General features: G+C 58.6%; 9 protein-coding genes and 1 pseudogene. 3 read left to right on the top strand and 7 right to left on the bottom strand.

What is annotated here, in order from left to right:
• Positions 1-10 precede the first annotated feature (10 nt).
• From U8L64_RS09820 to U8L64_RS09805, 4 genes are all read right to left on the bottom strand, one after another.
• Positions 11-886, bottom strand: coding sequence for a hypothetical protein (locus U8L64_RS09820; RefSeq protein ID WP_223250016.1), 876 nt, complete (start codon positions 884-886; stop codon positions 11-13).
• A 13-nt stretch (positions 887-899) separates the two neighbouring features.
• A complete protein-coding gene (locus U8L64_RS09815) occupies positions 900-3,155 on the bottom strand; it encodes a dynamin family protein (RefSeq protein WP_077683144.1) in 2,256 nt (751 codons plus the stop codon).
• The gene (locus U8L64_RS09810; RefSeq protein WP_333396667.1) at positions 3,152-4,162 is read right to left on the bottom strand and encodes a dynamin family protein; all 1,011 of its coding nucleotides are present in this window, start codon (positions 4,160-4,162) and stop codon (positions 3,152-3,154) included. Before U8L64_RS09810 ends, U8L64_RS09815 begins: the two co-directional genes overlap by 4 nt.
• A gap of 64 nt (positions 4,163-4,226) precedes the next feature.
• Positions 4,227-5,156 (bottom strand): helix-turn-helix transcriptional regulator, encoded by a 930-nt coding sequence (locus U8L64_RS09805; protein ID WP_333396664.1) that lies wholly within the window; start codon positions 5,154-5,156, stop codon positions 4,227-4,229.
• 306 nt (positions 5,157-5,462) lie between these two features.
• Here U8L64_RS09805 and U8L64_RS09800 point away from each other — a divergent pair.
• Positions 5,463-6,427: pseudogene (locus tag U8L64_RS09800) on the top strand (GNAT family N-acetyltransferase).
• Positions 6,428-6,659: 232 nt separating this feature from the next.
• On the opposite strand, the gene U8L64_RS09795 reads toward U8L64_RS09800, so the two are convergent.
• On the bottom strand, positions 6,660-7,796 hold the full coding sequence (locus tag U8L64_RS09795; RefSeq protein WP_333396662.1) for a DUF3883 domain-containing protein: 1,137 nt from the start codon (positions 7,794-7,796) through the stop codon (positions 6,660-6,662).
• Between the two features lie 165 nt (positions 7,797-7,961).
• On the opposite strand from U8L64_RS09795, the gene U8L64_RS09790 reads away from it, so the two are divergent.
• The gene (locus U8L64_RS09790) at positions 7,962-8,345 is read left to right on the top strand and encodes a nucleotide pyrophosphohydrolase (RefSeq protein WP_442965277.1); all 384 of its coding nucleotides are present in this window, start codon (positions 7,962-7,964) and stop codon (positions 8,343-8,345) included.
• Positions 8,346-8,366: 21 nt separating this feature from the next.
• The gene (locus U8L64_RS09785) at positions 8,367-10,241 is read left to right on the top strand and encodes a DUF2075 domain-containing protein (protein ID WP_333396659.1); all 1,875 of its coding nucleotides are present in this window, start codon (positions 8,367-8,369) and stop codon (positions 10,239-10,241) included.
• A gap of 196 nt (positions 10,242-10,437) precedes the next feature.
• On the opposite strand, the gene U8L64_RS09780 is transcribed toward U8L64_RS09785, so the two are convergent.
• Positions 10,438-11,190, bottom strand: a complete 753-nt coding sequence (locus U8L64_RS09780) for a hypothetical protein (RefSeq protein WP_333396657.1) — start codon at positions 11,188-11,190, stop codon at positions 10,438-10,440.
• Between the two features lie 30 nt (positions 11,191-11,220).
• On the bottom strand, positions 11,221-16,362 hold the full coding sequence (locus U8L64_RS09775; RefSeq protein ID WP_333396654.1) for a RecQ family ATP-dependent DNA helicase: 5,142 nt from the start codon (positions 16,360-16,362) through the stop codon (positions 11,221-11,223).
• Positions 16,363-16,784 lie beyond the last annotated feature (422 nt).

Raw genomic sequence — 16,784 nt, 5'->3', positions numbered from 1 at the left:
TGTCATGCGCTCACCGGGCCAATGCCACGAGGAAAACCACCACGGCGGCAATCGCGCCGCCGATCAAGAGGGCAGCCTTGAAGGCAGGGTTGCGCTCTGATGTGTTGTCGGGAGTGGGCTGACGAGAGTTGGTGCGTGGAGCTTGTGCTGCAAGGGAAGCGGAATGTGGGGTAGAGGCTTTCGTCTTGGTCGAAGTGAAACCCTCAACTGCGCTGGTGCGCAATAACTCGCGCACCTCGATCAGGTGTAAAAAGCGTTTTTCCGAGAAGTTGGTTTTTAAGTAAGTTACCTGCAGATCGTAATAGTCCTCGGTCCATTTGTTCTGATCTGATGCAAGTTCGCGTGCGAATGCTCCTTCTGAATAGGCCTCGAAGATATCGGGAACGCAACCCTTGATCCAGGCAAGTGCTGCGTGCAACTCGATGCCATCCAGACGACGATCATTCAGTTCCAGGCGCAGTGCGGTTCGCGTCGTCAACAAATCGCCTTCATCGACGAACTTCTTGAGGTTGATGGAAGGATGGTAGTCGACAGATGCCGTGTTCATCTGAACCTTTCTCGTCGTTGAGGCAGTGGTGGGCGTAAAGCCCTTTTCATTTCGTTGACGAAACACGTCACGAACGCTGATCAGGTGTTCCAGCCTTTCCTTGGAAAAGTTGCGGGATGCTAAAAAGCTTTGCCGACTGAAATAGTCCGGATGCCAACTCACTGGATCTGCATCGATGGCGTTATAGCCGACATACACCTCATGAGCGTCCATCACTCCCGGAGTTTTCTCAGCAACTCGTATCATTTGCTTCAATAACTCGGTGCTGACCTGTGTGTCATTGAGCGCTGCTAAAAACTGCTCGCGGACTTTTGTAATCATCGAGGCGTTAGTCGTCATAAAAGCTCCGGAGTCAAACGGCGAGGGTTTCGTCGAGTTTTGCTTTGAATTGATTGATCCACGTTTGTAGCTCACGGGCCTCTTCAAGGGCGCGTTGACGCACGTCGCGGTCCGTCATTTTTTCTTTAAGCGAATCAATCAACTCATTGAACTTGGTGTCGAACTCACGCCCCATGAACGCCATGAACTGATCAATCAGAACGGTCTTGCCATTGTCGATTTCAGTACGGGCGGCTACGACTAATCGAGCGAACTCGTCCTCGATACGGGTATGACGGTCCTTCCAGAGCTCCTGAAGGTCGACTGATTTTTCTTCACCATATTTATAAACCGTACGCGTAGACCCCCATGAGAAGGGGTTGTACCACTTACTGTCACTGACTTCGTAGCTATCCACCACCACTTCTGTAGTCTTGACTTCATGACTCTTGATGGTGAGATTGAAGGAAATATCGCCCGTCGCTTTCTGAAGACTTTCCAGAATGGGCAGCTTCAAATGTTGGCAGTCCTTAAACAGATCAACGATGTAGCTCTGGTACTCCAACTCCAGATCGTCACGAATGACTTGCTGGCTAGTGATGAATACGGCCTCATACGCGTTGATGAGTTTTCGGTACTCGAACTGGAGTTCCGCTTCAACTTCCTTGACTAGAAGTTCAGCAATGCGCGGGTCAGCCGTCCCAGTGAAACGAGCACTGACCTTTCTGATATTTTTGCTCGAAGATTTTTCCAGGACCGAGAGCTCATCTTCAGTGGCCCGTGGCAACGCCTTACCTTCACGCGCAATCCTGTCCTTATACGCCTGTGTATCGAAGCCCTTCTCCTGCCGATACTCCAACGCCTGGATCTCTTCATTGATATGGGCCAGCGTCTTCTCATCCTGATCCAGTTGCTCAATCAGTTGTGTTTCGTTAAGTCCGACCGCAATGGCCTTGGTCAACGCGTCGTAGGCGCGTTTGACCCGATGCGGGAAGTTGTACTTGTCGATGTACTCGTCAATCATCGCCTCGACTGCCGGCAAGCCGCTGCTCAGCACGATTTCGGGAAGACGCTTGTCTTGCAGGTTACGTTTTACCCGCTCGGTAATCGGCATGTATTGCAGCAAGTTCATGCTTGGCTCTTCGCCGAACATGTCCATCATAGAGTTCAACTCGCCGCGCTCCTTCCGCGAATGCAAGTGCTGGGGTTTGCGCAACAGCCGCGTCAGGTTGGCCGACACCGGATAGATCAGCGGATTGAAGATTCCATTTTCGACCAGGTAGTTTTTGACGCGGGCCAGCACCGACGGCAGGTCCTCGCCTTTCTCTGGGTCAAACACATCCATTTTGTTGATGACGAAAATGAACCGATCCTTGCTCTGCTTGCCGCCCTTACGCATGGTTTCGGCGACCAGTCTCAATAGATTTTTGTCGTCGTTGGTACCCAACTGGCTAGCATTCAGTACATACAGAATCAGCGGATTGCGCTGCGAGTCTTGAATGAAGCTCATGGTCTTGAGCTGGTGCTTTTCATCCTGGCTGTTGTTTGGACCCGGAGTGTCGGTCAATACCAGGCGAACGCTGTCACGGTCTTGAATTGCATGAATCTTGCCCTCGATATCGATGCGCATCGTATCGGGCAGGCTGTTCCAGGCCTGCAGCACTTCTAGGCTCACGTCATCGCTGTTTTCCGCAATACGGTGATCATTGGTCACCCGTTGTGCGGCGAAGCGTTGGCCCATTGATGCGTTGTCGGTGATCCGCGCAATGGTCGCGGTCGTGGCTTCGTTAGCCGCGGGCAGCAGGTCCTGGCCAAGCATGGCGTTGATCAGCGTAGACTTGCCCGACGACATGGTCGCGACCACGTACACGTCGAAATCCTTGTTGAATGCTTCTTCAAAGGACTGACTGACGTCGTCGTTGTCACGGATAAAATGCTCAAAATCAGGATGAAGCTTGGCTTCTTCCATCAACTCACGAATGCGGGTCAGGCGCTCTTCCGTCGGATCCGCTTCAATAAAGTTCAGAGTGACCTGCATGCCTTTATCCGTCGCGACCTTCGCGGCGTCGACCACGTCCAGGTAATCCGACTCAACCCCCCTAAAAGTGACATCAAAGTTATTGTCGCCGTTGAACAACTGACTCAATTCATCAAACAGCTTCTCGACCCACACTTGCAGCCGCGACTCCTTGTAGCTCGACAGCTTGCAACCTTCAGCTGGAGGCTGGCCTCTGATCAGGAACTGGGTCTCGACGATGAATGGGTTGTGGATGATTTCAATAGTATTCATGGTTGCTCATCTAAGCGGCGTTGATGATTGATGAGGACTTCAATGGTTTTAAGCCCGCTAATGGTGACTAGTTGGCGCAATTTGTTTTTGTCGCTGGCCCGGGGATCAGATTGATTGGCCTGCTGTTTACGCTCAAGGCTGTCGAGCGCCTTGCCGACGCGGCGTTTGATCAGGTCGGGCGCGACAGTGGCATTGAGCAAGGCACGCTTGTTGGAGTCCATGACATCGAGAGCCTGGCGCAATTGGGACCGCTGGGCCCGTGTCAGTGTGTCGGCACTCAGCGCCTTGCGCGCGTACAACGCTGCACTGGCCATTGTCGGAATGATGATTGGCTGCTCAAAACCGATGTCACGCAAATAGCACTGGGCCGTGTGCACATAGCCTTCAACGCTTTCGCCCTTTTCCGGATCGAGCAAATCCACTTTGTTGAGGATGAAATAAATGGGCTGGGCAGGCTTGGTGACAAGCTCTTCGCGCAACTGCTCGAGCAGCAACCGGTCGTCACGGGTCCCCAGCTGGCTGGCGTTGAGCACATAGCAAAGCGCCTTGAACGACACATTACGGATAGCCTCCAGCGTCAGCCTGGCGTGACGTTCATCCTGGCTGTTGTTCGGCCCTGGCGTGTCGTGGAGCACGAGGCCGGGCGCCGGGCGCGGCAAGACTTTGAAAGTTCCAGCAAGGCTGATGCGCTTGACCTCGGCATCGGCGTTCCAGTCCCGCAGCAACGCTACTGACGGTGAACGCTCGGAGGCCAATTCGGTGTCGTTATAGCAATAGCACGCACCGCTGAATCGTCTGGTCCCTTGGCGATGCTCGACACGGGTCACGCAGGCAGTGGTGGCCTCATTCGCGGTATGCAGCAGTTCCTGGCCAATCAGTGCGTTGATGAACGACGTTTTGCCTGCACTCATTGTGGCCAACACCAAGACATCGAACGTGGCATTGGCAGCGGGCGCTGAGCGCGCGGATTTTCGGGGTTTTGCAGACGTAACGGTGGAGCGCGTCATCAGCTTCTGTCCCTATTGCTCGGTGCCCAGGTCACCCAGCAAGTGTTTGTCCATTGGTGGTTGATTACCCGTAGTTTTCCACGGCAATGCGACAGCTCATGTCGCGGTCGGTTGAGGTGTAGAGGTTTTGCATACTGTTCAACCTGTCGCTTATTTCATCGACCCAAACCTGCGGTCCGTAAACTCGGATGTTGTCGTTCAGGCCAAAGATCCACCACAGCGTTTCACGATCAAGCGGAACTTGAGCGCGCAGGCGTTTCCAGGTATGTGAGGGGATATCGCTCAAGGTTTGCTCATGGCGCAGCGGGGTCTCGCTGAGCAGGACAGCAATCTGCGGATGAACGTCGACAACCAGTTCCACCGAGAGGTTGTTTTCCCGCTGGCTGAAAATGCCGCTGTCGATGTAATCGTCTACATCGAAGATGTCATGTAAGACGGACGGCTCATCAAGTATCCGAATCTGCTGGATACGATGCAGGGCGAACTGGCGCAAAATACCGTATCCGTCCACGGAGGCCAGCAGGTAGCTGATGGCTACGGTATTGACCGCAGCGGGTAGCAAGGTTTTCCCATTGGGAATGGCACGAACTCGTCGCGCCCAATCGGCCAATCCATTGTGGCCAAGCTTGCCTAGGAAATTACGTGCGCGTCGAAATTGCGGAGCGAGCTGGTTCAGAACCGTCTGTGGCAACACGGTATTCAGATGGCTTTCCGACAGATACAAGGCCAGCGCTGTGGATGCATCCATATCCTCCAACTTCAGTGGCGCGTCCGGTGTGAAACTCCAGCGGAAAGGGATTTCGCTATCGACGCATTGCAACGAGAATGGCGTCGACAACCGGTTCAAATCACGCTGAACCGAGCGAAGTGTCACGGAAAAACCTCTATCGCGAAGCTTATCGAGCAGAGTCGGAGTTGCAATACGCTGCGGCTCTGTGGGAATCAGGCGCAGTAATGCGAATAGCCTGAGCAGCGTATCCTTCGCTTGTGACATGATGACAACCTTGTTCTACATCTCAAATGACGAACTGCAACTTGCGCCAAATTAGCGTCGATATTACACAATTGATGGCATTATGCCACCTATTTTGTAGTGACTTTCGAAGTCTATCGACGGCAACGTGTGAATCTTGACGCCTGCCGCTCAGCTCTAAGGCTCGGAAGACATCGGACTGGCACATTTACCGGTCCGCTTCAGCTCGCGGTAAAATTCGTACCTCTTGGTAGCGCCCCAACTATCCAGGCTGTTCGGCACCACCCGCGTTATGTCTTAAGATGGTCGCCTGCCGAAAGAACCGTCATGGCTATAGCCATGAAGGGCTTTCATTCTTTACAGACACGTGTGGTGAAGATGAATAAGCCTTTCATTTCGCTGTGCCCTGAGATTACTCGGGCACACGCGCTGATGCTGATGGACTGGTTGGATGATGAGCGTGTTACCTGCTACCTGAGCGATTCGCGTCATACCTCCCGCTTCATCGAGCAAGCCATCGATCGTACTCAGTTACCGATCCTGACCCAATCTGTTCAACCGGGGCGGCCGCTTCTTCATGGCCTATGACCGGCATGACGCTCCGGTGGGTTTCGTCCGTCTCATCAAGACCGGCACAGATTGCGAAATAGTTCTGGTCATCGGAGACAGCGACAAATGGGGCCGGAACCTCGGCGCCAGTACGATCCGCGAAGGCATGAAACTGGCTTTTCTCGATATGCGCGCCGAAAAGCTCATTGCCAAGATCCACCCGGACAATGTGCGCTCGGTAAAAGCCTTCGTGCGCAGCGGCTTTCTGCTCGAGAGCGAAACGCCTGCATTGAAATGTTTTTCCATGCCTCTGGGGCGCTATCTTCAGTTATTACGCGCAGGTGGCGTTGGCGACTCCACCAGGATCTATATCACCGAAATCGACAAAGCCAGGCTCGAGAGTCTGATTGCGATCGAGCAAGGCCCGGTCGTTGTTGAAATCGAGCATGAGCTTGAACGAGCCATTATCGCCAAGCCGCAGCAGGTGACGTGTAATGTTGGTCACTATGAACTCTAAGGCCTTGCTGCGGCTGGACGAGGAAGAGATCGAAGTGGCTTTGGTCTACCCGGAAGACGCAGACACCAGCGCCGGAAAGCATTCCGTGTGCTCCGACATCAGCGCTGCCATCCTGGGCTATCGGGAGGGGGACGTTATCGACTGGCGAATTTCTGATCGCGCCTGCCGGATTGCAATCAGGAAAGTGCTTTACCAGCCAGAGGCGGTGGGCGATTTCCACCTATGATTGCGCTTTTAGCTCGGTGTTCGTCCTTCAGGAGCGAGGATCACCCAAAGGACGGAGCCTCGCTTTCTGCAAAAGGCCGCGCCGTTAGCAGTCCGTGCCAGGGTTGACGCGGACTGCTGGCTGGCTAGAAAGCATTGCATGCCCAAGCTGAGCATCAGGAGACCGCGTGAATCGCTCTAGCCTCCCTAACACTTTTGAGCGGCCGCTTTGGGCCGACAGCAGACCTTCTGCTTCACCCCACCATGCCCCTGAAGCTCGCCCTGTAGTCGGTGGGCTTGAGGTGGACATGCTGGGCCAGGTCGCCCATGAGGGTGAACAGGCGCGGCCCCTGCCTGAACTGGAAGACCCGGTACAGGTAGAACTGCTCGCCTGCCTCCTTTGAAAACTCGAGTTCATTGTGGCTGACGAGAAAGGATGAGCCTACTCCACCGTTGGTGGTCTTCACCTCTATGAAGCGGTGCTGCGCTTCGTCCTCGAACGACAGGATGTCGAAGCCTGCGCCGTCGCCCTGGGTGTCCGATACCCACTCCAGACGTTGAAAGAGCTCCGGTTGGCCCGCTGCGGTCAAGCGCTGTTGCTCGAACTCGATCACCCACTGCTCCCCTGCCCGGCCCAGCTTGCGGTTGGCCTCGTCCCGCGCGGCAAAGTCGAACTTGCGCGGCATGCGGTCTCGCACCTTGGCGGGGCTTGGGACAAACGCCTCGCGCTTGGGTGCTTCGACGAGCGCTGCCAGGTAAGTCTTCTCGCTCGGGAGCTTTACTTCCTCCAGGGCATCGACGATGGCGCCGACCGCCTGCTGGTGCTTCAGGACATACGCTTGTACGGATTTACGTAGCAGCAGTTGGCTGTTGCCCCGGGGCTTGTAGCCATTGATGTAGGGCAGTCCCAGCGCATCGAGCACGGCACTGATGTTCTGGTGCTTGAGCTCGACCGAGGACTTGCTACGGCCATTTAGCTCGCGCCGCAGGGCCTGGTTGTGCTCGGACTTGTTATATGCCGCGCCAGCCGCCTCGGCACGGAGCATCTCGAAGTAGTCGCGTACCGTGGCCTCGACCTCGGCTTCCGACCAGTCCTCGCCGATGCGAATGATCGTGAACCCGAGGTTCGTCAGTGCTGGGACCACGGTCGCCTCGCCGCCCGAGAAGCTATCGGCTGTCAGCGGGCCTTGGCTAGGGAACTGCTTGCCATAGGCGACGCCCGCGATGGCCTTCGAATCGCAGTCGGTACCGGTCTTCGGGTCGCGCACGAGAAAGTCGCGCGACTTGCCGAAGCCATAGCGTTCCAGGAACTTGGTACGGCCGAGCTGCACGAACTCGTCGATGGCAGCTTGCACGGCGGCGGGGCTGCGGAGCTGGGAAAGCTGGGACATAAACGACCACGTCCTTATGTTGGGTAATGGCGGGAACCTTAAAGCCGCAGAACGCATCAGTCGCTTCGCAGGCCCTGGCCCGATGGTTGCGGGCCGGTGCCGCACTTACATCGGCCTTGCGCTCAAGTATGATCGGCAATCCCTGCCGCCACCAAGGACAAGCTCGTGCCGATCGATGCCTCGCCGCCCTCCTCGCTCGTTGATGTAGCGCCACTGGCCGAAGCGCTCGAACAGTTCGCCGAGGCGCGCAACTGGGCGCAATTCCACTCGCCAAAGAACCTGGCCATGGCCCTGGCGGGCGAGACGGGCGAACTCCTCGAGATCTTCCAATGGATGACCGAGGAACAATCCATCACCGCGGCGCAGCGCCCCGAAACAGCCCAGGCAGTGCGCGACGAGCTGGCCGACGTGATGATGTACCTGGTGCGGCTGGCCAATGTCCTGGGCGTGGACCTCGACGAGGCCGTGCAACACAAGCTTCGGCTTAACGGGCAGAAGTATCCCGTCGACAAGGCGCGCAACACGAGCAAGAAGTACGACCAACTTTAAAAGCCGGCCAAGGAAGACCGCGTGATCGTCTACGAAGCTACCAAGCAGCAATTCCTCAGGGACACCGACAACGACGACATCGAGGAGGTGATCCTCGCCCACTTTACCGCCCGCACCGGCAAGCGAGTCGGGCGATCGGAGATCGAGTCGTGGAAAGGGTCACTCGGCTACATGGCCAAGGTCCTACGCGACGAGGCATTGCCGGCTGACACGGGACTCGCCATCGAGCTCCATATCCCGCAGTCCTCCAAGCGCATCGACTTCACGCTCACCGGCCGTGACGAGCTGGGCGGCAAGAACGCCGTGCTCGTCGAGCTCAAGCAGTGGAGCACGGCGAAGGCCACGACCAAGGATGCGATCGTGGTGACCGCCCTCGGCAAGGGATTGAGGGAAACGGTGCATCCCTCGTACCAGGCCTGGTCCTACGCCTCGCTCCTGGAGGGCTTCAACGAGGCGGTCTACGACCAGAGCATCGCCGTCCGGCCCTGCGCCTACCTTCATAACTACATACGTGACGGGGTCATCGACGCCTCGCATTACCAGCCCTACATCGAGAAGGCCCCGCTCTTTCTCAAGGGCAAGGACGAGCTTGAGCAGCTTCGCGCCTTTATCCGGAAATACATCAAATCCGGTGACGACAAGGCCGTCCTGTACGAGCTGGCCAGCGGTCGGATCCGTCCGTCCAAGGCGCTCGCCGATTCGTTGTCGGGCCTGCTGAAGGGCAACCCTGAGTTCGTCCTGATCGACGACCAGAAGGAGGTCTACGAGGCCGCGCTTGCAGCGGCGAAGGCGGCCTCGTCCGATCAGCCCCGGGTCGTCATCGTTGAAGGTGGCCCCGGTACCGGAAAGACGGTGCTGGCCATCAACCTGCTGGTGCAGCTCACCTCGCAGGGGTTGGTGGGCAAGTACGTGTCGAAGAATGCCGCGCCCCGAAAGGTCTACGAGACCAAGCTGGTCGGGTCGATTACCCGCTCACGGTTCTCGCACATGTTCACCGGGTCCGGCTCTTTCGTCGATGCCGAGCCCAATGTCTTCGACGTGCTCATCGTCGATGAGGCCCATCGCCTCAACGAGAAGAGCGGCCTGTATGCCAACCTCGGTGAGCACCAGGTCAAGGAGCTGATCGGGGCCTCGAAGTGCACGGTCTTCTTCATCGACGAGGACCAGCGCGTCACCCTCAGCGACGTGGGCAGCAAGCAAGCGATCCGGCAGTTCGCCGAGGCCAAGGGTGCCCTCGTCGAGGAATACGACCTGGCCTCCCAGTTTCGTTGCAGCGGGTCGGATGGCTACCTCGCGTGGCTCGACAACGTGCTCGATATCCGCCCGACCGCCAATCACCAGCTCGAGGCCGGTGAGTATGACTTCCGGGTATTCGATACGCCCGAGGCATTGCATGCGGCGATCGAGGCACGCAACCACCAGAACAAGGCGCGTGTTGTGGCTGGTTACTGCTGGCCTTGGCGCAGCAAGAAGGATCCATTGGCCGATGACATCGTGATCGGTGACTACCGCCGGCAGTGGAACCTCAGCCAGGACGGCAGCCTCTGGATCATCGCCGAGGAATCCATCGACCAGGTCGGCTGCATCCATACCTGCCAGGGCCTGGAGGTCGACTACATCGGCGTTATCATCGGGCCGGACCTGATCGTGCGCAACGGCAGGGTCGTGACTTCGCCCGACCGGCGAGACAAGCAGGACCGTTCCATCCGCGGGTACAAGAAGCTCATGAAGACGCATCCGGACCTGGCGAGACAGGAGACCGACCTGATCATCAAGAACACCTACCGCACGCTCATGACCCGTGGGATGAAGGGCTGCTACCTGTACTGCACGGATGCGGAGACGGCTGAGTACTTCAGGGTTGGATTGGCAGCTGGGCCTCTAGGGGCCAGTTGAGACCGGGGTGTCGCCGGCGTTGCCGGGCCGCGCTGTCGTGAAGCGAGCCGGGGCTGTCTCGCCCCTTCGGGCTTCCATCGTGCCCTCTCTACGGTCGGCCGACGTGCTAAGCCTCCCGGAACCCGCTAAGCTGCAACGAACGTAACCGACGCTCCTCACTAGGCATAGAGGGGCCATCGAATGGGCAACGGCTGGACTACTCCGCTGTTTGACGATTAGCTTTGTAGCGAAGCACCAGCTCCAAAAGCTCTAGTTGATACCGATAGCGCGAGGCAATATGTTCGAGCAATATCGTGCCGATCGAGACACCTACGAGCGCTGCGCCTATAAGCAACAACACGGTGTTTCCCAGATTTTCGATCGTCATCCCCTTGGCCAAGGTCGTGGCAACCCAATCGAATCCCCCAAATTTCCCTACATATGAATAGGCAGCTGCAATCAATCCAACCGCCGCTGTCTTTTCCCCAAAAAATCGAGTTGCACGTGCGGTGATTCTTTGAACCTTTCGCTGCAGCCAAAACTGGGCTTCCAATAGATCCGAAGCGCTGAATGCCACTAGCTGCGCGCATTGCCTATATTCGTGGTTGATATCGCCGCAGAGGCTTTCATAGGATAATCGCTTCCATCGTGAAAGCAGCCAAATCGACAGTACGATAGGAACGAGTAAAGATGCCAAGGCCAAGCCCATAGCAAGCGTGCACATTGCTAACACTGTGTATTTTATGTGGTCGGGCACAGGCCTCACGTCGTAAAGCCCGGCGACTACTGCTGAAATAATAAGAAGTATAAGAGATGATAATATCAGCCACTCTGATATTCGTTTCGCACGCTCTTCGGCGCTCGTTTTACGTATTTTCTTTTTCTCGCATTTATTGAGCAACCCGATAACAGCGATCGCCGGCTGAGCGGAGCGTAGGAAATTAGTAGCTTCTGGGCTGTACTGACTCACTGAGCCTTTCCTTTAAGCATATTCACTCGTTTACCCTCCGATTACCTTCTGACCGTCCAATCCCACCACCCTCGGCACCACCAGCTCCCACTGCTCGCACTTGTGCCACGCTCGGTACTGCTCTTCGCACCGATTGGTGTGGCGAACCAGAACCGCCGCTACCTCGCAGTGCTCGACGTGGAGGTCGAGCTCGAAGGACCTGGCGGTGCGGCCGACGATTCGATCGTTGGCGTCCAGGAACAGGTAGCGGTCGTCCTGTGCCTTGAGCGTGAGCGGATCGCCCGGCTCCAGGCTGGCAAGCGTCTTGTGGACCGCTGAACTCGGTGGCTGGCGGCCAGCGAAATCCAGATCGATTTCTTTGAGCGACAATTGCAGGTAGCGCTTGTCGAGTTCGGGCATGATTTCGCCAGCGAAGCGCTGTCCCATCACCGCGTCGGTTAGGTTACGTGCGAAGGGGTTGCCACCTGGAAATTCGCACAGAGTCAGCGTCTGCTCGGCGCGGGTCATGCCCACGTAATAGAGTCGGCGCTCGTCGCTCAAGGTGTCGGACTGCGAGGACCAGCCACCGTCCAGCACTACCACGTGCCGAAACTCCAGCCCCTTGGCCGAGTGCACCGTGCCCAGGTACAGCCCTTGCTTTGGTTGTTGGCGCAGCTCGCGTGCGTAGTCGTATAGCCAGTCGATCAGCGAGTGGGCAGCGAGCGGGCATTGCCCGAACTCGGCCGTGAGTTGATCGAACGCGGTCATGAAGAAGCCGTACCAATCCGGGGCAAGGGCCGTCTCGCTCAGACGTGTCCATGCTTCGGACGCCGTGACCGGTTCGGTGATCGCGCGTAGCCCTTCGACCGCACGCACGAAGCCCCGCTGGGCCGTAAGTGGCAATGCACTTTCCTTGTCAGCGGCCAGGCAGTACGGCACGCCGTGCGCCTCACACCAGGCTTGAACCGGGAGCAGGTACTGATGGGTGCGCGCCAGTACGGCGCAGCCCTGCCAATCCTCGGTGTCCAGTGTGAGCAGCCGTTGCAGCTCGGCCATCGCCGCTTGGGCCTGAACGTTTGCGCGAGCATCGTCTTCGGCGTCGATCCTCAAACGCAGCACCCGCCCTGCCCGCTCCGGATCCAGGCTCTCCCAGTCGCCACCTTTGGGTCGCTCACGACGGGCCGTGTCGATCTGAATGGGGTGATCCTGTTTCAGGCGATCCGGGTTACGGCCAATGACGCTGTTGGCGGCTTCGATGATGCGGGCACTGGAGCGGTAGTTGTCGACCAGATAGCTCGTTGACGCCGAGTAGTCTTCGCGAAAGCGCTCGATGTAGCGGTTGTTGGTGTCGCGCCAGGCATAGATGTTCTGGTCGTCGTCGCCAACCGCCAAGATGCACAGGCGCCCTTCTTCGTCGGCCTTGCGCCCTGCCAGCGCACTGACCAGGCGGTATTGCAGGTCGTCGATGTCCTGGTACTCGTCGACCAGGATGTAGCGGTACCCCCGCATCAACTGTTCGCGCAAGTCATCCTCGCCCTCGACCTGACGCTTGCCTTCGAGCAGCTCGACGGCCTCGCTCATCACCTGGGCGAGCCGCCCCTCCTCGACGGTCTCGCCGCGTTCGAAGCGCGTACCCGTTAGGCGCATGGCCATGCGGTGATAGGTCATGACGTTGACCCCGAACGCATCGGGTCCGACCAGCTTCAGCAGGCGCTGCTTGATCTCATTCGCGGCATGCCGGTTGAAGGTCAGCGCGACGATGCAGCGTGCAGGGACCCGGCGTACGCGCAGCAGGTAGGCGATGCGGTGAACGATGACGCGTGTCTTGCCCGAGCCCGGGCCTGCCAGCACCAGGCGGTTGACATCATCGTCATCGGAGACGATGACTCGCTGGGCCGCGCTCAGTTTTTCGACGATGCTGCGCCAGGACTCTTCGCTGGTGGCAAGCTTGAGCACCTCCTCGCGGCCAGCGAAGTAGCGTCGGATAAACTCCTGTTTGGCCAGGGTGAAGTAGTGCCTGACCAGGTCGCGGGCTTCGCGCATCGAGCCCAGTGCTACCTCGGCATACTCGCGCATCACGTGCACCTGAATGCGCTTCTCGCGGTAGTGCTCGTCCAGGCGCTGATAGTCGTCTTTGAGGTACCCGGTGCGTTTGTCCGGCTCGACTTCGATGGTCATGGCGCGACGCATCACCGTCATGCCGTGGTTGAGGGTCAGTACGTCCTGTTTGTGCAGATAGAGCAGTACGTGCTCGATGGCTTTGCGGCGCTGGGATTCCGGGATGCGGCTGCGCAGGTCCAGGTCCTGATCGATCAGGTCCATGAGTTCACCGAACGTGGTGTCGACCAACAGATCTTTGCTGCGCGAGCCTGGCGGCAGCTTGCCGATCAGAAACGGAAGCACCACCGCGGCGAGGGCACGACGGCGCTCCCCCAGTCCTTGAATGCCCCGCCAGTTATACCCACCGCGGATGCGCAGCTTGAGAAAGTCCTGGCTGATCTGACGTAACTCGAAGCTGCTGCGCAGTTGCGTTTCGCTGTCGTGATCCTGAGCCAGGCTCCGGAGTAGACGCAGCACGTGCAGCGGTATCAGATCCTTGTTTCCGGTCGCCGTCTTGAGCGCCGCGGTCAGCAGCGGCACGTTCAGATCCTGCCAATCGCCGCTTTCGGCCTCAGGCGCCTGCTCCTGCAAGAGATCGAACAGCGCCGACTCCAGTCCCAGCGTGGCTTGCAGACGTTGTGTGGACGGTCCCACCACACCGTGGCGCACGTAGAGGGTGAGCTTGGAGTCGTTGACCAGCAGGCCCAGATCTTCCATCTGCCGCAGGGTCGCGGTGACCTCTTCGGACGTGAGGCTGGTGAGCGCCATCAGCGCGTCGGTGTTGATGCGCTCATCCGCACTCGCGTCGTAGAGAAAGCTCAGAATGGCCTTGAACTCTTCCAGCCTACGGGCCGGTAGCTTGGCGTTGGCCAGGCGTTTGTCGGCCTCTTCTTTCGAGAGCTTCAGGCTCGCCGGAAAGATTTGGGTTTGGTTCTCCTCGCGTTTCAGAAACTGCCCGCGCTCGAGCCAGGCCACGGCGGTGACGACCTTCGTTTCGGCGTCGCGCTCACCGGCCTCGAAGCTGGTCTCGACCTGCTCGTCCATCAGCACTTCGCCGGCGGTGATGACGACTTTGCCGCCCTTGCGCCGCTCGCTCTCCTTGCGCAGTTTGCGCAGGATCTGCTGAATGTCGCGCAGGGTCAGTTTCGAGCCCTCGCACATGCCGAACTGGTTTTCGATGTCCTGCGCGTCGTACAGCAGCACGCAGCGCGCCTGGCCCTGGTCGCGCCCCGCTCGGCCGGCTTCCTGCAGGTAGTTTTCCAGGGAGCCTGGAATGTCGGCGTGCACCACCAGGCGAATGTCGGACTTGTCCACGCCCATGCCAAAGGCGTTGGTAGCCACGATGATCTTGAGTTCGCCGCTCTTGAATGCGTCCTGAATATCCTTTTTCTCGTGGGGCTCGAGCCCGGCATGAAAGTACTTGCAGGCCCAGCCATGGCCGATCAGAAAGTCCGCCAGTTCCTCGGCGCCCTTGCGGCTGGAGACGAAGACCACCGCCCCGCCCTCGTGGCGGCCCAGTTCGTCTTCGAGCAGCGCCTGGGTGTGGTGGCGCTTCTCGGCTCGGGCGCAAGGCAGTACTTCGAAGTGCAGGTTGGTGCGCTCGTGGGTCCCGATGAAGCGTTCGAAGGTGATGTCGAGCTGATCCTTGAAGTGCTGTTCGATGTCTTCCAGCACATCGGGCTTGGCCGTGGCCGTGAAGCAGCCGATGGCGGCCAGCGCGCCGTCACCGGTGAACTGCTGGATGAAGCGCGAGACGTAGAGGTAGTCCGGGCGAAAGTCTGCGCCCCACTTGGACAGGCAGTGGGCCTCATCGAAGATCCAGGCGCCGACCTGGCGCTGGGCAATGGCCCGGCGGAAGGCCTTGTTGCGAAATTGCTCGGGCGAGACCAACAAGATGCCTACGTCCCCCAGCTGAATCTTCTCCAGCACCTCGGCCCGCTCGGGCATGGTCAGGAGGCCATTGAGGGTGGCGGCGCATTGGACGTTGCGGGCCAGCAGGCCATCGACCTGATCCTTCATCAAGGACTGCAGCGGCGAGATGATCACCGTGAGACTGCCGTTGCGATGAAAGCGGTTCAGGGCCGGGAGCTGGTAGCACAGCGATTTGCCCCCTCCCGTCGCGAGAATGGCCAGCACGTGCTTGCTTTGCATGCCCGCCAGCACCACGTCGTGCTGCAAAGTGCGGCCGTCAGGTTCGGTACGAAAATCGTCGAAGCCGAAGTAACGCTTGAGCTCGTGGCGCGGGTCGTGGGTAGTGCTGCAGTAACCGCAGTACGCCTGACCACAGGGCGTGTCGCGCAGCTCGGCAATTAGCCGCCCGACTTCTGGAAACTGGTGACGCACCCAGGGCGCCAGCACCGAGTTGCCGCCCGAGACGCGCAGCCAGGCCAGGGCATAGGCCAGGGGCCAGTGCAGGGACTCGTCCAGCAGGTCGGTTTCCAGCAACTGCTCCAGGCGGGTGCTGCAGACCTTGAGGGTACGGGTCAGGGTCGGATCGGTTTCTTTGAGGAGCTCGGGGATGAGGCTGCGCAGTTCGGTGACCGGTTTGGGGCTTTTGCCGCTGAGCGAGGCGAAAAACGAGCCCAGGTCACTTTTGAGTGTTGGAGCGAGAAGCGTCTGGTAGCACAGGAGCTCGGCCTGGTGGCTCGTGTTGAGCTCGGCGAAGGCCATGCGCTGGTCGTTGAACAGGGTGAGCGTGGAACGGCAGTCCGACAGCGGTGAGTTGAGGCTGTCACGAATGAGTTTGTAGTCCTTGACCAGGCGGTGATACGGGTTTTGCGGAAAGGCCAGGGGTGACAGGCGCAGGGTGTCGATCACCGGGAGCTGGTGCAGGGCAAGGTCTGGGGCCTGTTGTTTGAGGATCGGCAGGTCATGGTCGATGACGTTGTGGCCGAGCACGAAGCTTGCGCCCTGCCCCAGGCTGTCCAAGGCGTCGAGAACGCTGGGTAGGTCCTTGTCGACCTTGCGTTCGAGTTCCTCGCCCGTGTCGGGGCGCAGGGCACCGACCATGAAGATGCGGTCGGGTTGGTCGGCTTTGCCGGGGGCGACTTCCAGATCGAAGATCAGGCTTTTGGGTTGAGACGGTGAAGCCATCCGGACGGCAATCCTTGCAACAGACTACGGGGCTGCCTGCACTGTAGCGGCAAATGCCCGGTGTAGGTAGGTGCGTGGGGGCGCGGTGCGGGGTGGTTGAGGGGGTTTCCGACGGGTGTCGATAACCCCTAAGACTGGAACGGAGAGCGGAAGAGAAAGAGCAAAAGAGCAAAAGAGCAAAAGAGCGAAAGAGCAAAAGAGCAAAAGAGCAAAAGAGCAAAGGATTGGGCGTCACCCGGCTGGGCCGGGTCGCGCTGGCGTGCTGCGCATCGAGCCGGCAGAGCCGTCTCGACCCAGGGGGCGCTCATCGCTGACGCGGGGAGCAGTATCGATGGCGGATTTCGGCCAAAATCGGACGCTCCCAGGTTGAAGCGCTTAATCCATACCCGACCATAGACACACTACCCAAAGATTACATAGCC

The sequence above is a fragment of the Pseudomonas sp. FIP_A4 genome, from assembly GCF_036701605.1.
Classification (GTDB): Bacteria; Pseudomonadota; Gammaproteobacteria; order Pseudomonadales; family Pseudomonadaceae; genus Stutzerimonas; species Stutzerimonas phenolilytica.
The sequence above is the reverse complement of the archived record's forward strand: the minus strand, read 5'-3'. Positions and strand labels throughout refer to the sequence as shown.